Source organism: Nesterenkonia aurantiaca (assembly GCF_004364585.1).
GTDB classification, from domain to species: domain Bacteria; phylum Actinomycetota; class Actinomycetes; order Actinomycetales; family Micrococcaceae; genus Nesterenkonia; species Nesterenkonia aurantiaca.
Genome location: NZ_SOAN01000002.1, coordinates 204603 through 221129, shown reverse-complemented (window position 1 = coordinate 221129; position 16527 = coordinate 204603). Strand labels below are relative to the sequence as shown.

General features: G+C 66.9%; 14 protein-coding genes. 10 read left to right on the top strand and 4 right to left on the bottom strand.

What is annotated here, in order from left to right; genetic code table 11:
• Positions 1-34: 34 nt before the first annotated feature.
• Positions 35-613 carry a MarR family winged helix-turn-helix transcriptional regulator gene (locus EV640_RS04045; protein ID WP_036477765.1) on the bottom strand — a complete coding sequence of 193 codons (579 nt, stop codon included), beginning with the start codon at positions 611-613 and terminating at the stop codon, positions 35-37.
• A gap of 118 nt (positions 614-731) precedes the next feature.
• On the opposite strand from EV640_RS04045, the gene EV640_RS04040 reads away from it, so the two are divergent.
• A complete protein-coding gene (locus EV640_RS04040) occupies positions 732-3023 on the top strand; it encodes an MMPL family transporter (protein ID WP_133725878.1) in 2292 nt (763 codons plus the stop codon).
• On the opposite strand, the gene EV640_RS04035 is transcribed toward EV640_RS04040, so the two are convergent.
• The gene (locus EV640_RS04035) at positions 2990-3346 is read right to left on the bottom strand and encodes a hypothetical protein (RefSeq protein ID WP_133725877.1); all 357 of its coding nucleotides are present in this window, start codon (positions 3344-3346) and stop codon (positions 2990-2992) included. The genes EV640_RS04040 and EV640_RS04035 overlap by 34 nt on opposite strands.
• 159 nt (positions 3347-3505) lie before the next feature.
• On the opposite strand from EV640_RS04035, the gene EV640_RS04030 reads away from it, so the two are divergent.
• Together EV640_RS04030 and EV640_RS04025 are read left to right on the top strand one after the other, a co-directional pair.
• Positions 3506-4234, top strand: coding sequence for a phosphatase PAP2 family protein (locus tag EV640_RS04030; RefSeq protein WP_133725876.1), 729 nt, complete (start codon positions 3506-3508; stop codon positions 4232-4234).
• A gap of 179 nt (positions 4235-4413) precedes the next feature.
• Entirely contained in the window at positions 4414-5250 is an 837-nt protein-coding gene (locus EV640_RS04025; protein WP_133725875.1) for an SDR family NAD(P)-dependent oxidoreductase, read from the top strand.
• 75 nt (positions 5251-5325) lie between these two features.
• Here EV640_RS04025 and EV640_RS04020 read toward each other — a convergent pair whose 3' ends face one another.
• A complete protein-coding gene (locus EV640_RS04020) occupies positions 5326-6315 on the bottom strand; it encodes an aldo/keto reductase (protein ID WP_133725874.1) in 990 nt (329 codons plus the stop codon).
• Positions 6316-6583: 268 nt separating this feature from the next.
• Here EV640_RS04020 and EV640_RS04015 point away from each other — a divergent pair, with 268 nt between their 5' ends.
• From EV640_RS04015 to EV640_RS03990, 6 genes are all read left to right on the top strand, one after another.
• Entirely contained in the window at positions 6584-8644 is a 2061-nt protein-coding gene (locus EV640_RS04015) for a glycoside hydrolase family 9 protein (RefSeq protein WP_133725873.1), read from the top strand.
• A 17-nt stretch (positions 8645-8661) separates the two neighbouring features.
• Positions 8662-9393 (top strand): alpha/beta fold hydrolase, encoded by a 732-nt coding sequence (locus EV640_RS04010; RefSeq protein ID WP_133725872.1) that lies wholly within the window; start codon positions 8662-8664, stop codon positions 9391-9393.
• 114 nt (positions 9394-9507) lie between these two features.
• A complete protein-coding gene (locus EV640_RS04005; protein ID WP_084479746.1) occupies positions 9508-10215 on the top strand; it encodes a response regulator transcription factor in 708 nt (235 codons plus the stop codon).
• Complete coding sequence (locus tag EV640_RS04000; protein ID WP_133725871.1) at positions 10212-11351, top strand: sensor histidine kinase; 1140 nt, start codon at positions 10212-10214, stop codon at positions 11349-11351. The genes EV640_RS04005 and EV640_RS04000 overlap by 4 nt, the downstream gene beginning before the upstream one ends.
• Positions 11352-11481: 130 nt before the next feature.
• Positions 11482-12546, top strand: coding sequence for a DUF418 domain-containing protein (locus tag EV640_RS03995; RefSeq protein WP_133725870.1), 1065 nt, complete (start codon positions 11482-11484; stop codon positions 12544-12546).
• Positions 12547-12714: 168 nt separating this feature from the next.
• Positions 12715-13356 carry a DUF305 domain-containing protein gene (locus EV640_RS03990; protein ID WP_133725869.1) on the top strand — a complete coding sequence of 214 codons (642 nt, stop codon included), beginning with the start codon at positions 12715-12717 and terminating at the stop codon, positions 13354-13356.
• 21 nt (positions 13357-13377) lie between these two features.
• Here EV640_RS03990 and EV640_RS03985 read toward each other — a convergent pair whose 3' ends face one another.
• Positions 13378-14229, bottom strand: coding sequence for a F510_1955 family glycosylhydrolase (locus tag EV640_RS03985; RefSeq protein WP_036477783.1), 852 nt, complete (start codon positions 14227-14229; stop codon positions 13378-13380).
• A 149-nt stretch (positions 14230-14378) separates the two neighbouring features.
• On the opposite strand from EV640_RS03985, the gene EV640_RS03980 reads away from it, so the two are divergent.
• Positions 14379-16478 (top strand): heavy metal translocating P-type ATPase, encoded by a 2100-nt coding sequence (locus EV640_RS03980; RefSeq protein WP_166645868.1) that lies wholly within the window; start codon positions 14379-14381, stop codon positions 16476-16478.
• The last annotated feature ends 49 nt before the right edge of the window (positions 16479-16527 follow it).

Sequence of the window (16527 nt, the reverse complement as noted above, 5' to 3'; positions counted from 1 at the left end):
CACTGTGACGGCGTGGAGATGTGACGCGGCAAGCTCAGGCACCCTCACCCTTCGCCCAGGCGACGTCGTCTAAGGAGAGCTGCTGTGTCATGTCTTGGAGAAAGCCGATGACCACCTCTCGCTCCCGGGCACTCAGCGCGGCGGCAGAGTGGAACCGCTTGGCCTGCTGCCGCCCGACGGTCTCCATCGCGGCCTCCGCCGTCTCCGGCGTGACCCGAACGGCGAAGGCCCGACGGTCAGTCGGATGCACTTCGCGAGTGACATGTCCACCCTGCTCAAGTCGGTTCAACAGCTTGGTGGTCGATGCCGCAGAGATCTCCAGACTTGCTGCGAGCATCCCGGGCGTCACCGTCGCCCCACGGTTCTCCGCCACGATCAGGTAGTGGATCGCACCCATGTCCAGCTGGCTGAGCTTCATGTACTGCTGCGAGGCCTCGGACAGGCGCTGCTCCGCCGTCCGCAGGTCGGAGAGTGCTCGCATGAGCCGACCGATCTGGGCAACGTCCTCGGAAGGCACCTCGGATCGATCCACGAGTCGCTGAAGGGGATCCGTGGCATCAACCTCATACAGGCTCTCTGATACGGGATCCGGCTCGGTCTCTCCTGCTGCCATGCTGACCACCTTACGATGCGCAACCGGACCTTGCGGCGTTTATTATCCATTGGTGTACTTTATCCCTCAGGACAGTATATTCTTCCACCAAAGAAATCACTCGTCAGGAGACAAGAACATGCCGCGCACCGTCACGGACACCCGCACCTCACCCACGCCCGGCGCGGGCATCCCGAGCGACGGCGGCGGAGATGATGTCCGCGGAGGCAGCGGCGGCCGCCCTCACCGGGGCGGCGTTCCGCGCTGGCTGAGGGTGTTCCTCCCCGCCGCGCTGATCCTCATCTGGCTCACCGGCACCGCCATCGGCGGGCCATTCTTCGGAAGGGTCGCGGAGGTCTCCTCCAATGATCAGACCACCTACCTGCCAGAGTCCGCGGACGCGACCGCGGTGCAGGAGCTGCTGGGTGAGTTCAATGATTCAGACACCATCCCCGCCGTCGTCGTCGTCGCCTCTGACACGGAGCTCAGCGATTCACAGGTCACCGCGATCGACGAGGCCGTCGGAGAGCTGCCCGCGATCGCCGGGGTGCAGGAGGACCTCTCCCCGATCATCCTGTCCGAGGACGGACTGGCCGTCCAGGCGTTCGTGCCGATCGGGTCCGAGGAGGAGCTCGGAGACGTCGTGGGTCAGATCTCGGAGAGTCTGCGTGCCGAACTTCCCGACGTCGAGGTCTTCGTCACCGGGCCGGCCGGGTTCACCGCGGACCTCGCCGCCGGATTCGCCGGCATCGACGGGATCCTTCTCGCCGTCTCGCTGGCCGCAGTCTTTCTGATCCTGATCGTGGTCTACCGGTCGCTGCTGCTGCCCATCGCCGTGTTGGCGACGAGCATCTTCGCGCTCAGTGTCTCACTGCTGACCATCTGGTGGCTGGCGTATGCGGACATCCTGCTGCTCAGCGGGCAGACCCAGGGCATCCTGTTCATCCTGGTGATCGGCGCGGCCACCGATTACTCGCTGCTCTACGTCGCGCGCTACCGGGAGGCGCTGCGCGCCCACCAGGACAAGTGGACCGCGACCTGGAAGGGACTGCGCGGATCCTTCGAACCGATCCTGGCCTCTGGAGGCACCGTCATCGCGGGCCTGCTGTGCCTGTTGCTCAGCGACCTGAAGTCCAACAGCACCTTGGGTCCGGTCGCCTCGATCGGCATTCTCTTCGCGATGGCCTCCGCCCTCACCTTCCTCCCGGCGATCCTCTTCGTCTTCGGCCGTGCCGCCTTCTGGCCCCGCCGCCCCCGGTTCGAGCCCGAGGTCGTCGCCGCCGAGGACGGGATCCCCAGCCGCGGGATCTGGGCGCGCACCGGACGACTCGTGGAGCGCAGGCCCCGCCGCATCTGGATCGCCACGACTCTGGTGCTGTTCCTGGGCGCCGTGGGCGTCACGCAGCTGGATGCCCAGGGAGTGCCGCAGTCGGAGCTGGTGCTGGGAGAGTCCGAGGCGCGCGATGGCCAGGTCGCCCTGGGCGAGCATTTCCCGGGCGGCTCCGGCAGCCCTGCCTACGTGGTCACCGATCAGGACTCGCTCCAGACCGCAGCTGATGTCCTGCTGGGCAACAGCGGGGTCGACGGAGTCACCGTGATGACCGAGGACGAGGCCGGCTCCGCCCCGGTCGACTCCGATGGGGTCAGCGCCTATGGCCCTCCGGGGACGCCTGCTTCGGATCCGCTCGTGATCGACGGGTCGATCATGCTTCAGGCCACGCTGACCGATCCCGCGGATTCTGCACCCGCGCAGGACACCGTCCGCGAGCTGCGAGCCACCTATGCCGAGGCCGACTCCGAGGTGCTGGTGGGTGGCGTGACCGCCACGGCGATCGACACCAACGATGCCGCGATCGACGACCGAAACCTGATCATCCCGATCGTGCTGGTCGTCATCCTGCTCATCCTGATGCTGCTGCTGCGCTCGATCCTGGCGCCGGTGCTGCTGGTGCTCACGACCGTGTTGTCCTTCGCCACCGCTTTGGGCGTCTCCGCGCTGGTCTTCAACGGCGTCTTCGAGTTCCCGGGGGCCGATCCGACCGTGCCGCTCTATGGCTTCGTGTTCCTGGTCGCGCTGGGCATCGATTACAACATCTTCCTGATGACCCGAGTCAGAGAGGAGTCGTTGACCCATGGGACGCGACGCGGCGTCATCCGCGGGCTGACCGTCACGGGAGGCGTGATCACCTCAGCCGGCATCGTGCTCGCCGCGACGTTCGCGGCGCTCTCGGTGATCCCGATCCTGTTCCTGGCGCAGATCGCCTTCATCGTGGCCTTCGGCGTCCTGCTGGACACGTTCCTGGTGCGAGCGCTGCTCGTGCCGGCACTGGTGCGCGACATCGGGCCCGCGGTCTGGTGGCCCTCGAAGTTGGCGAAGAACCACGGCGCAGCATCGAGTCAAAGACTCAGCTCCGCGACCGGCGGGAAGTGATCCCACACCTCATCGCCGTGTGGCGCCAGCTCGAGGTAGCTGAGCCGGTCCTCGTCGATGAACAGCAGCAGCGAGGCCTTCGGATGGTGGGCGCTCAGCACGATCCTGTCTCCGCCGTCCGGCGTCTGACCGTGCTGATCCTCGAGGTCGATCGAGGGGCACGCCCCGCACGCGCAGCCCCGACCCGCCGTGGTGCTGGGGACCGACTGGCGCCATCGTTCCCGTGAGCCGGCAGGCACGGGTCGGTCATCTGCGAAGGGAACTGCCCTCTCGATCATGAAGGTCAGCACGTCTCGTTCGCGCTCGGTGAGGGGTCGTCCCATAACCGGATCATAAGGTGCTCCTGGGTACGGATGGTCAGCCACACAGGGCCACGGCTGACCTGGGTGAACTCGACCCTGATGTGTCAGACTCTCGGTCGACCCTGAACCCGGTTCGGGGACCAGCTGACGAACCAGCACCGGATGAGCAACAGGAGGGCGTTGACTGTGCCACGCGTGAGTCCCGAGGCCGACCACGATTCCGCTCTCGGTGCGCAGGACGCGGGACCCGACGGCGGTGCCGGCGACGGTGCCGGCGACGGTGCCGGCACCCGCGAGCGCCCGAGTCTCTCGGCCGCGCAGCACATCCTGGGCCGTGCGGCCTGGGTCGGGTCCGAGGTCTTCTCTCCACCGGTGCTGATCGCGTTGATGCTGGTCTCGCTGGCAGTGGTCACAGACCCCAACTGGGTGGTGACCACGGTCATCTCGGTGATCGCGTTCGCCGTGATCCCCCAGGCTGTCGCGATTGCGATGACCCTGCGCGGCCGGGCAACGGATAAGTTCATCGTCAACAGGGCGCAGCGCCACCTGTTCTACGCCATCGTCATGGCCTCCACCCTGTTGGGCGCAGCGGCAACCCTGCTCGTGACCGAGAGCGCCTGGGTCAGCTGGGCCTGTTTCATCGCCGTCGGCCTGGTGGCGGTGGTCGCGGTGATCAACACCGTCTTCAAGATCAGCCTGCACGCGCTGATCTCCGCGCTCACCGCCGTGGTCATCGCCAGCGCGTTCTCCTGGTGGGTTCTGCTCGCGACGATTCCGGTCTGGGCGCTGGTGATCTGGTCGCGGGTGCATCTGGGCCGCCACTCCCGGAGCGAAGTCATCGCTGGCTCGACGCTCGGCTTCCTCGCCGCCGGGGTGCTGCTCCTTGGCGCGGGTGTTCCGATGGGTTGAGGCCAGCCACGCTGCGCGGTGCCCGACGGGGAGGCTCACAGTTGTGAACCGTCACTAAACCCCAGCTCCCCCACCCCTCCTGGCTGGTTGAGTTCTCCGGTCGGAACATAGCCGCCGGAAAACTCAACTGCGCAGGAGAAACAGTCGGTCGCGGCGCAGCTGCTCACTATCCTGGGTCCATGACCTCCCAACAGACCTGGCTCGTCACCGGCGCAGGCCGCGGCCTGGGCCGGGCTATCACGATGGCTGCCCTGGATGCGGGGCACGCCGTCGTCGCCACCGTCCGCGGCGCGCACGACCTCCCCTATTCGGATCGGCTCCTGCTGCGGGAACTTGATGTCCGGGACCGCGCCGCCGCCTACCAGGTCGTGACGGACGCCGTCGCGCGGTTCGGGAGCCTCGACGTCGTCGTGAACAACGCCGGCTACGGGCTGATCGGCGCCATCGAAGAGGTCAGTGAGGAGGAGGCCCGCGAGATCCTTGAGACAGATCTGCTGGGACCGCTGTGGCTGTCCCAGGCCGCGATCCCGGTGATGCGTGAACAAGGCCACGGCCATATCATCCAGATCTCGACCGTGGGCGCCGTCGGGACCATGCCCACATTGGGGCTCTACAACGCTGCCAAGTGGGGACTCGAGGGCTTCAGCGAGGCGATGGCCGCCGAGGTCGCGCAGTTCGGCATCCGGGTGACGCTCGCGGAGCCTGGCGCGATCGCCACCGACTGGGCCGGAGCGAGCATGCGCTTCAGCACCCCGGTCGCCGCCTACGACGGTCTGCGCGAGACCCTCTTCGGCAGCCCGACCGTGCCGTGGCCCGTGAGCGATGCCGACGACGGCACACCCGCCTCCGAGATCGCCGCCGCACTTCTGGCCCACGTGAAGGATCCCGACGACGCTCGGCTGCGGCTGCTCCTCGGAGACGATGCCCCCGACCAGGTCCAGGCGGCGTTGGACCTTCGCCTCCAGGACTACGGACGAGACCCTCGGTTCGACGGGCGCGCTCCAGAGAAGACCTAGCAGGCCGCGGGAGGCAATGTGACATTGCCTCCCGCGACCCCTCGGACTACCGGATCACGCGTGCCGCCGCCGCGATCAGCCCTGCGGCAGCGGCGCCTTCGCAGAGATCAGACCCTCCTGGACCAGCTCGTCCCAGAATGCGCCGGGGATCGTCGCCGAGAGTGCGGCGAGGTCCTCCGAGATCCGGCCGGGTCGGCTGGAACCGGGGATCACCGCGACGGTCGCCGGGTGCGCGGTGGAGAACTGCAGCGCGGCCGCCTTGAGGTCCACCTCGTGGCGGGCCGCCACGGCAGAGAGTGCCGTCACCTGATCCTTCACCGACTGCGGAGCTTCGGCGTAGTCGAAGTAGTCCCCACCCAGGAGTGCTCCGGAGTTGTAGGGCCCGCCGACGATGATTCCCACGCCCTGCGCCTCAGCGTTCGGCATCATCCGCTCCAACGCCTTCTCGTGCTGCAGGATCGTGTACTGGGTGGCCGAGAGGCTCAGGTCCGGCGGGGTCTCGTCCAGCTGCATGGCCAGCTCGATCGGCTCGGTGGTGTTGACGCCGAGTCCCCAGCCCTTGATCAGGCCTTGCTCGCGCATCTCGGTGAGGACGCGGAAGGCTCCGGTGCGGGCCTCTTCGAACTTCGCGATCCATTCGTCGCCGTGGAAGTCTTGGGAGATGTCGTGGACGAACACGAAGTCCAGCCGGTCGGTGCCCAGGCGCTGCATCGACTGCGCCAGCGACTTCCGCGTCGCCTCGGCGGTGTAGTCCGTGATGACCTTGTTGCTGCGGCCGTCGGCGAAGAGTCCCTCCTTCTCCTCGGTCTCATCGGACATGTAGCGTCCGACCTTGGTGCTCAGGAGGAACTCGTCCCGGGGCTTCTGCCCGAGGGTGGCGCCGAGGCGCTTCTCGGCGAGACCGGCGCCGTAGAAGGGGGCGGTGTCGAAGTAGCGGATGCCGGCCTCCCAGGCGGCTTCGACGGTGTTCAGCGCCTCGTCTTCGGGGATCTCACGGAACATGTTGCCCCGAGGTGCCGTGCCGAAGCCGATGGTGTTGTTCAACAGCTGGTGAAGGTCGCGCATAAGATCAGAAATCCTCAAGATCGTGGGTGCTCTCGTCCGGGGAACACCACCTGGGGCGAGGTTTATTTCTCGGCAGGTTCCCGTGCTGCGTTCCAGGGTCGCGGCAGCTGCGGTGCGCCCCGACGCCGACCGCCACGTCAGTCTCGGCCCGGACCCTTTGACTTCTGAACCGCCGGTACCCAAAACTGCTTCTCAGGAGCCTCAGGACCAGTGCCGCTGCTGAGTGTTCACCGATGCGGGCCGTCCCCCGCCGAACCAAGGATCTCCGATGCACCCCAGCGCAACACCGGGCGACGGCTCCCGCCCTGTCCTGGGGGCAGCGACGTTCCTCGTCACTGTCGCCCTGTTGGGCTGCGCCGACGAGAGCTCCCAGGCCGGGGAAGGTCCCGCAGGCCAGCATTCAGCCACCTCCACAGCCGCGGATTTCGGGCAGGAGCTCGGGCCCCGCGTGCGCGTCAATCAGCTCGGCTACCTGCCCGACGGTCCGAAACGCGCCACGCTGGTGACCGAGGAGCACGAGGCCGTGAGCTGGCAGCTGCGCGACGACGACGGCGAGCTCGCCGCGGAGGGGACCTCCTCCCCGGAAGGATTCGACCCCTCCGCGGGGCTCACCGTGCACACCATCGACTTCACCGAGCACACCGACTCCGGGTCTGGTTACACGCTGAGCGCCGAGGGTGAGCCGAGCTACCCCTTCGACATCGCGGAGGACCTCTACAGCTCGCTGCGCCATGATGCGCTCAACGTCTATTACACCCAGCGCTCCGGGATTGCGATCGAACCGATCGAGGTCGACGGCGTCCTGCATCGGCAGGAGTACGAGCGTCCCGCCGGGCACCTCTCGGAGTTCCTCCCACCCGAGGCGGAGCTGCCAGACGCCGACGCCCCTAACCGAGGGGATCTGCAGGTGCCCTGCCTGCCGGTGGAGCGCTTCGAGTGGAACGGTGCGCAGCAGCGCGCCAGCGCGGACGTCTACGGCGGCCCCAACGCCTGGCGCTGCCCAGAGGGCTACGCCCTGGACGTCACCGGCGGCTGGTATGACGCGGGCGACCAGGGCAAGTACGTGGTGAACTCCGGCATCTCGGTGTGGCAGCTGCTCTCCACCTATGAGCGAAGCCGGAACGCGGAGACCACCGTGGACCAGGCCTTGAATGATGAGACCCTGCTGATCCCCGAGCGGGGCAACGGGGTGCCCGATATCCTCGACGAGGTCCGCTGGAACCTCGAATGGATGCTCACCATGCAGGTTCCCGCGGACACCTGGATGACCATCGACGGCGTCGAGATCAACGCCGGCGGGATGGCCCACCACAAGATGCACGATATCGCCTGGACCGGGACGGACACCCTCCCGCACGAGGACCCGATGCCGCGCTATCTGCACCGGCCCTCCACCGCCGCGACGCTGAACCTCGCAGCCGCCGCCGCACACGGGGCACGCATCTATGAGCAGCACGACGCCGCGTTCGCCGAGGCGCTGCTCCAGGCCGCGGAATCTGCCTGGGACGCCGCCGTCGCACACTCCGACATCTACCGGAGCACCGATACTGCGGACCCGGATGCCGGCGGTGGTCCGTACAACGATCACGAGTTCACCGATGAGTTCTACTGGGCGGCCGCCCAGCTGTATCTGAGCACCGGCTCCGCGATCTACGAGGACGCGGTGCTGCGCAGCGAGCATCATGTCGGCGGCGCCGAGGACCAGGTCTTCGGCACCCCGGCATTCGACTGGCAGAACACCGCAGCCGCCGCGCGGTTGGACCTGGCCACCGTGGAGAGTGATCTGGTGGACCGCGAGGCTGTCGTCGAGTCGGTGATCCAGGCCGCCGAGGGCTACAGCAGGATCCAGACGGATCAGCCCTTCGGGCACCCCTACGGCCCGCAGGACTACGACTGGGGGTCGAATCACATGGTGCTCAACAACGCCGCGGTGATCGCCACCGCCTTCGACCTCACCGGCGAGACCCGGTACCGCGATGCAGGGATCGAGGCCATCGACTACGTCCTGGGCCGCAATGCGATCAACAACTCCTACGTCTCCGGCTACGGCACGCGTTCCTCCGAGAACATGCACAGCCGCTGGTACGCGGCCGATCACGAGCGGCTGCCGCCGTTCCCTGCGGGCAAGCTCGCCGGCGGGGCCAACTCCACCCTCGATGACCCCACGGCCCAGGAGGACCTCGATGGCTGCCCGCCGCAGTTCTGCTACGTCGACGCCCCGGACTCCTGGTCCACCAACGAGACCACGATCAACTGGAATGCCGCTCTGGCCTGGCATGCGAGCTGGCTCGACGACATGGGCCGGGCCGAGCCCTCGAACGACCCCTAGATGAGGAGCTTCCGATCATGACGTCGCGCACCCCCTGGTTCTCCGAGACCGGTGTGGGCGAGGAGCTGCTGCTCCTGCACCCCGGAGGAACCGATTCGACCGCGACGGCCCCGCTCAGCGCGCAGCTGCCCGACTACCGTCGGCTGCTGGTGGATCGCCCGGGCCATGGCCGCTCCCCCGACGTCGACGGCGCCTGGTCCTTCACTCAGATGGCCGAGGCGGTGGCGCAGGTCCTTGAGACCCATACGACACCCGCCCACATCGTGGGGTGGAGCGACGGCGCGATCGTCGGCCTGCACCTTGCGCTGCGCAGACCTGAGCTGGTGCGCAGCCTGGTCTTCGGCGGCGCCGCCTTCCACCGGTCCGGCTGGCTCGACGGAGTGCTGGAGGGGGAGCCGCCGGAGTTCATGCGCGAGGCCTACGCCGCGATATCCCCCGACGGCGGGCAGCACTGGCCCGTCGTCGTGCAGAAGGCCCAGCAGCTGCACCACCGGGAGCCTGATCTGAGCACACAGGACCTCCTGCGGCTGCGCCTGCCGGTGCTGATCGTGGTCGGCGACGACGATCAGGTGCGCTGGCCGCACCTGATCGAGATGCTCGAGGCGCTGCCCGACGGCGAGCTCGCCGTCATCCCTCGCGCCACTCACGGGGCGATCGTGGAGAAGCCCGGCCTGCTGGCCCCGCTGATCCGGGAGTTCCACCAGCCGGAGCCCGAGAACGGCCTCGCCCCGATCCGTCGTCACGGCTGAGGCCCGGAAGCCCCACTGTGCCGGCGTCGATGAGACGGGTGCCGGGGCGCGTCAGCATCGTGCGGGGCAGACGCCGACGAGACTCGGAGTCCTCGCTGATCTAGGATCGGGTCCATGTCTGCCCTCCAGGAAGGTCCCATGAAGATCCTGGTGGTGGATGACGAGGCGCCGTTGGTCCACCTGATCGAGCAGTACCTTCTCCGCGAGGGGTTCTGCGTGGAGGCGACCGGAAACGGCGTCCACGCTGTGGATATCGTTCGCCGAGCGAACCCCGCGGTCGTCATCCTCGACCTCGGCATTCCGGGCATGGACGGCGTGGAGGCCTGCCGCCGGATCCGCATGTTCTCGGACTGTTACATCATCATGCTCACCGCCCGCGCTGAAGAGGTGGACCGTCTGATCGGACTCTCCGTCGGCGCAGATGACTATGTGACCAAGCCCTTCAGCCCCAGGGAGCTGGTGCTCCGTGTCAAGGCGATGCTGCGCAGGCCCCGAGGCGCCCACGCCACGAACCCTGACACCTATCAGCTGGGGGATCTCCACGTGGATCTTGCGGGGCGCGAAGTCCGGCTCCGCGGGCAGCCGGTGGATCTCACCTTGACCGAGTTCGAGGTGCTGGCCGCTCTGCTCTCGGAGCCCGGGGTGGTGCTCTCTCGAAGCGCGCTGATCGCCAAGGTGTGGGGCGATGATTGGTTCGGCGATCACCACCTGGTCGACGTCCATATCGGGCATCTTCGCCGGAAGCTGGGAGAGGATCCCACGAACCCACGGTTCATCCACACCGTCCGGGGCATCGGGTACAAGGCGGGGCCGCAGCGATGATCCGGCAGAGACGTCTCAGCGGGCTGGGCACCCGGATTCTGGCGGCGCTCATCCTGGTGCTGTGCGTGGCGGTGGTGACGGCCTGGGCCGTCGCTCTCGTCGTGGGACCGGTGATCTTCGATGACCATATGGAGATGGTCGACTCCGGTGACCCTGATCCTGGGGTCGTCGCACACGCAGAAGAGGCCTTCGACGCGGCCTGGAGACTTTCCCTCCTGCTGGCCCTCCTGGCCGCCTTCGGGGCTTCCCTCGTGGTCACCGTGATCCTGGTGCGTCGACTGGTTCGGCCGATCGGCAAGATCCGCGCTGCCGTCGGAGAGATCACAGAGGGCGACTACTCCGCGAGGGTCCCCGAGAGCAGCATCGGAGCGGAGTTCACTGAACTGATGGCCGCCTTCAACGGCATGGCCGCAGAGCTTGACCGCACAGAGCTCACACGTCAGCGGCTTCTCTCCGACCTTGCTCATGAGATGCGCACACCCGTCGCCACCATCGATGGTTATCTCGAGGCGATGCAGGACGGGATCGCTCACGCCGACGAACAGACGCTGGGGATGCTCAGAGAGCAGGCTGAACGACTCAAACGCCTTGCCGAGGACATCTCCCTCGTCAGCGCTGCCGAGGAGGGGCGCCTGAACCTGCGTCCCGCCCCCATCGAGGTCGGCGAGCTTCTCGATGCCGCATCTGGCCAGATTCGGGCCCGCTATGAGAGCGCCGGCGTGCATCTCATCATCAAGGCCGGCCCGCGGGCACGCGCCACGACGATCAGTGTGGATCGCGACCGGATCGGTCAAGTCCTGACCAACCTTCTGGACAACGCGCTGCATCACACCGACCCCGAGGACGAAGTGCTCCTCAGTGCCCGCACTTCGAGATCATCCGTGTCCTTCGAGGTCGCGGACAACGGCCACGGAATCGATGCGGTCCATCTTCCGCACATCTTTGAACGCTTCTACCGCGCCGACAGTGCACGCGAGCGCAGCCACGGTGGCTCCGGCATCGGGCTCGCGATCGTGCGTTCCATCGTCACCGCCCATCACGGATCCGTCGGGGTTTTCAGTGAGGGGACGGGCAGCGGATCAGTCTTCACCGTCGAGCTGCCGCAGAGCGCCCCCGAATCTCTGAAGGTTCCATGAAGGATCCGTGTCTCCGAGGACCCTCTCAAGGGTGGATGGATAGAGTCGGGAGCCGCGTGGTCGCAGTCAGGGTGCCCACCCACAGATCAGACAGGGAGCGGGAGTGTTGTCTCAGCGAAAGACCTCCAGAGTGAGGCCGCCTCGCTCCGGCGCCCAGCGGATGATTGCTCTGGACGCGGCGCGCGGCCTGGCAGTGATCGGCATGATCGCGGTCAACACTGGTCCCCGCGGGGACGACGAGTTCCTGGAGCTGATCTACCGCGTTCCGTACGGTCGGGCCTCGCTGCTCTTCGTCCTGCTCGGCGGCATCGGCATCTCCTTGATGACGCGACGCTCTCGCGAACAGCACGACCCGCTGCCCTGGGTATCGCTGCTCTGGCGGTGTGCCCTGCTGCTTCTCGGCGGCCTGGCACTCCAGGAACTCGCCCACGACGTCTCGGTCATTCTGCAGATCTATGCCTTGTTGATCCTCTTCTGCATTCCACTCCTCCGGGCGGCCAACAGGACCCTGCTTCTCACCGCAGGCCTCAGCGCCCTCATAGGCCCGCTGATCTGGCTCGCGGTGCAGTCTCAGACCGACGGACGCTTCGATCGAGATCCGGTCTCGGCCTCCGACCCGTTGTGGGAGATCTTCACCGGCATCGTCCTGACCGGCCCCTACCCCTTGATCGTCTGGGCCGCGCCCTTCATCCTCGGGATCTGGCTGGGACGCCTGGAGCTCACGGACTCGAGGGTCAGCACCCGTCTGATCATCTGGGGCGCCGTTGGAGCGATCGGGGCCCGCGGGGCGTCTCTCCTTCTGGTCGCGATCTTCGGTGAATCCACGAGCCACCTGGCCTGGCAGCGACTCTTCAGCTCAGTGGCCCATTCCCAGATGCCGCTGTGGGTGATCGGTGGCACGGGTTCCGCGGTGTTCGTCCTCGGCGCGTGCCTGAAGATCCGCACGTGGTCCCACCCGCTGGCGTCTCCGCTGGTCTTCCTGGGCCAGTTGGCCCTGACGGCCTACGTCGGGCACCTGCTGATCCTCGCACTCATCGTCCGCCCGGGACCGGACACACTGCTCCAGGGCGTGATCGCGAGCGCCTCCACAGTCCTCGCGCTGATGGCGTTCGCCTGGCTCTGGCGGCAGCGCTTCACCCGAGGGCCCCTCGAGGTTCTCTTGCGGGCACCCAGACTGTCCCGGCGTCCGCGCTGAGCCGAGCATCAAGGGCACGGCGGCAGGGTCACGGCGGCAGGGTCCGATCAAGACCCGGTCTGCACTTGATGAAGGTTTCTTCAAGATCGCGCTTCTCGGCAATACCGGGACCAGCCGTGCGGTTGACTCCTGAGCAAGGCACTGATGATCTCAACCCAGGAGCAGACCATGAAGACCAGGACATCCGCAGCATTCATCGGCGCGTTTGCGCTCACAGCCGTGCTGGCCGGTTGTGGCGCCTCCGAGGACCAGCCCGGCGAAACCCCGTCCGATCAGGAGCAGGCCACGGAGGAGACCTCAGCGGAGTACAACGACGCCGATGTCGACTACCTCTCCGGCATGATTCCGCACCACCAGCAGGCGGTCCACATGTCCGAGATGCTCCTCGAGAAGGACGACGTCGAGCCCGAGGTCGCGAACCTCGCCGAGGACATCCGCGACGCACAGGGCCCGGAGATCGAACAGATGGAATCCTGGCTGGACGCCTGGGGTGAGAACGACGCAGGCAACGGCATGGGGGGTATGGGGGACATGGAGGACATGGACCACGGGGACATGGGCGAGAACCGGATGGGCCATCAAGGCATGATGAGTGAGGAAGACCTCGACGAGCTCGATGCGTCCACCGGTTCGACTGCTTCGACGATGTACCTGGAGCACATGATCGTCCACCATGAAGGCGCCGTCTCCTCGGCGGAGCAGCACCTCCAGGAGGGCGAGAACCCCGAAGCCCTGGAGCTCTCGGAGACCATCATCGAGTCTCAGCAGGCTGAGATCGAGCAGATGGAAGAACTGCTGACCAACCTCTGAGGGAGGTGTCCGCCGAGCGGCTCAGAGAAGCCGCTCGGTGGTCTCCCCGCCGTCGAGAGTGCGAAGCACCGACGCTCCCGCCACCACGAGCACCTCGAGAGCACCCTCGACGGTCAGACCCGCGCCCAGTGCAGAGATCTCTCCGAGCGACTGTTGACTGACCGTCCAGCTGCCCCCCGCGTCGTGGCTGATCAGCAGGTGTCCCTCGACGCTGGCGCCCACGATCGTCTGTTCATCGACCCAGGTCAGCAATTGGATCAGCTGCGGCGTGTCCAGGCGGTCCCATGAGGCTCCGTCCTCTGAGCGTAGAACGCCGTCCTCGGTCGCGGCCAGCATGGTTCCGCTGGCTTCGGCGATGGCGACGGAGGCGGGCATGGAACCGATGGCCAGGGTCGTCCATGTCTGACCATCCTCGCTGAGTCGCAGTTCCCCGTCGAAGCCGAGCACGCGATCGGAAGTCGAGGCCAGCGCGTGGAAGTCGGATTCGCCTCCTCGGGAGATCACGTTCCAGCTCTCGCCCCGATCCGTGGACTCGATGAGTCCGAGCGGCTCCGGGAGGTCGACCCCCGGTCCAGGGTGTCCAGACGCAAGGTAGCGCCCGTCTGGGGTGACGGTGAAGCCCATCAGATCGATCTCGGGGCCGACGGCGATCGGCTGCTGATCGCTGAGTCGAAAAAGACCCTCGTGCGCTGCCAGCAGCACGACCGAAGAATCGACGGGATCGCGGACGATCGCATGGATATGGGAGAGCGATGCCGTCGATTCGGGGGCCGGGGCCTCCGACTGAACATCCCGCGAGCAGGCCGCCAGGGCACCCGCTCCAAGCACGCCCAGACCCCCAGCGATGAGACGTCTGCGGTTCACGCGCTGCATCAGTAGATCTCCTCCGAGGATGAAATGGCCAGCCATCAACACTATCGGTGATGGGTCCGCGAAGGGCCTCAGATTCCCTGAAGATTCGATGAAGCTCACGCCGCGATCAGATCTTGACCCTTATACCCCCTGGGGGTATACATGCGGGTATGGACCATTCACCGCGAGCACCACACGAGACTGCGCCAGATCCCGATGTAGACGCTGCACACCAGGCGGACGTTGGACACTCAGAACACAGACACGGAGACCACGGAGACCACGGGGACCACGTCGGTCAGTTCCGTCGGTTGTTCTGGATCACGGCGATATTGGCCATACCCGTGGTGGGCTTCAATGAGATGTTTGCGCACCTCCTCGGCTACGAGCTTCCAGGAGCCTCCTGGGTGTGGTGGGTGTCCCCCGTCCTGGGCACCGTGATCTACCTCTGGGGCGGCCGCCCCTTCCTGACGGGCGCAGTCTCAGAGATCCGGAGTCGGCAGCCCGGGATGATGCTGCTCATCGGGCTCGCGATCAGCGTGGCATTCCTCGCCTCCTGGGGCGCAACGCTGAGCATCCTGGATCACGAGCTGAACTTCTGGTGGGAACTGGCCCTGCTCGTGGTCATCATGCTGCTGGGCCATTGGATCGAGATGCGCTCGCTGGCGCAGACCACCTCGGCGCTGGACTCCCTGGCTGCGCTGCTGCCGGATGAGGCCGAGAAGCTCGACGGTGACGACGTCGTGAAGGTCGCTCCCGCCGATCTGGTCGTCGGCGATGTGGTGATCATCAGGCCGGGCTCGTCTGTCCCGGCCGACGGGATGATCATCGACGGAGGCGCCTCCATGGACGAATCCATGGTCACCGGTGAATCCAAGACGGTCCACCGCAGCATCGGCGAGCAGATCGTCGCCGGCACAGTGGCCACGGACTCCGGGCTGCGCGTGAGAGTCACCGCCATCGGAGAAGACACCGCCCTGGCCGGAATCCAGAAGCTCGTCTCGGACGCACAGGCATCTTCTTCCAGGGCCCAACGCGTCGCCGACACCGCCGCGGGCTGGCTGTTCTGGTTCGCTCTGGGGTCCGCGGTCCTCACCGCGATCACCTGGGCGACGCTCGGCATGCCTGACGCCGCAGTCGTCCGCACGATCACCGTATTGGTGATCGCCTGTCCCCACGCCCTGGGCCTCGCGATTCCCCTGGTGGTCTCGATCGCCACCGAACGAGCCGCCCGAGCAGGCGTGCTCGTGAAGGACAGGCTGGCGCTGGAGTCAATGCGCACGGTCAATGCCGTGCTGTTCGACAAGACCGGCACACTCACCAAGGGGGAGCCCACGGTCACGGAGGTCCACCCCGTGACGGGTCGCAGGGAGGACGACGTCCTGGCCCTCGCGGCCGCCGCCGAATCAGACAGCGAGCACCCCTTGGCAAGAGCGATCATGGGCGCGGCGAGGAGCCGTGAGCTGAGCGTGCCGAAGGCCAAGGACTTCACCTCCTCTCCCGCCGTCGGGGTCCGCGCGGAAGTGGCTGGCAGCATCGTGGAGGTCGGCGGTCCGCATCTGCTGGATCAGCGCGGACAGGCCACGCTCCCGGTGACCGAGCGGTGGCGCGAAGAAGGCGCGATCATCCTGCACGTCCTGGCGGACGGTGAGGTGATGGGAGCGCTGAGGCTTGCGGATGAGACCCGCGCCGAGTCCCGCGCTGCCGTCCAGGCGCTGCACGCCAGACACGTCGAGGTCGTGATGATCACCGGGGACGCCCAGGCTGTGGCCGACACTGTGGCCAAGGATCTGGGCATCAACAGAGTCTTCGCGGGGGTCCGGCCGCAGGACAAGGCGGCGAAGGTCGCGGAACTCCAGGCCGAGGGCATGAAGGTGGCTATGGTCGGCGACGGCGTCAACGACGCTCCCGCCCTGGCCCAGGCCGACGTCGGCATCGCCATCGGCGCCGGCACCGACGTGGCCATAGGATCCGCTGGAGTCATCCTGGCAAGCTCAGACCCCCGCTCGGTGCTCTCCGTCTTCAGACTGTCCGAGGCCAGCTTCAATAAGATGAAGCAGAACCTGTGGTGGGCTGCCGGCTACAACATCGCCGCAGTGCCGCTTGCTGCTGGCGTGCTGGCCCCCGTGGGATTCGTACTCCCGATGAGCATCGGCGCGATCCTGATGTCGGCCTCCACCGTCGTGGTTGCCCTGAACGCCCAGCTGCTGCGCCGTCTTGATCTCTCGCCTGAGGCGAGCACCTCTGGGCTCACCGGCGGCAGCAAGTAGCTGCCAGACGCGCCAGCGATGCGGGACCCCGCCTCGGCAGGTGCCCCGC

Coding starts and splice junctions, on each gene's coding strand:
- EV640_RS04045 (WP_036477765.1), bottom strand. CDS start 613: ATGGCAGCAGGAGAGACCGAGCCGGATCCCGTATCAGAGAGCCTGTAT.
- EV640_RS04040 (WP_133725878.1), top strand. CDS start 732: ATGCCGCGCACCGTCACGGACACCCGCACCTCACCCACGCCCGGCGCG.
- EV640_RS04035 (WP_133725877.1), bottom strand. CDS start 3,346: ATGGGACGACCCCTCACCGAGCGCGAACGAGACGTGCTGACCTTCATG.
- EV640_RS04025 (WP_133725875.1), top strand. CDS start 4,414: ATGACCTCCCAACAGACCTGGCTCGTCACCGGCGCAGGCCGCGGCCTG.
- EV640_RS04020 (WP_133725874.1), bottom strand. CDS start 6,315: ATGCGCGACCTTCACCAGCTGTTGAACAACACCATCGGCTTCGGCACG.
- EV640_RS04015 (WP_133725873.1), top strand. CDS start 6,584: ATGCACCCCAGCGCAACACCGGGCGACGGCTCCCGCCCTGTCCTGGGG.
- EV640_RS04010 (WP_133725872.1), top strand. CDS start 8,662: ATGACGTCGCGCACCCCCTGGTTCTCCGAGACCGGTGTGGGCGAGGAG.
- EV640_RS04005 (WP_084479746.1), top strand. CDS start 9,508: ATGTCTGCCCTCCAGGAAGGTCCCATGAAGATCCTGGTGGTGGATGAC.
- EV640_RS04000 (WP_133725871.1), top strand. CDS start 10,212: ATGATCCGGCAGAGACGTCTCAGCGGGCTGGGCACCCGGATTCTGGCG.
- EV640_RS03990 (WP_133725869.1), top strand. CDS start 12,715: ATGAAGACCAGGACATCCGCAGCATTCATCGGCGCGTTTGCGCTCACA.
- EV640_RS03985 (WP_036477783.1), bottom strand. CDS start 14,229: ATGCAGCGCGTGAACCGCAGACGTCTCATCGCTGGGGGTCTGGGCGTG.
- EV640_RS03980 (WP_166645868.1), top strand. CDS start 14,379: ATGGACCATTCACCGCGAGCACCACACGAGACTGCGCCAGATCCCGAT.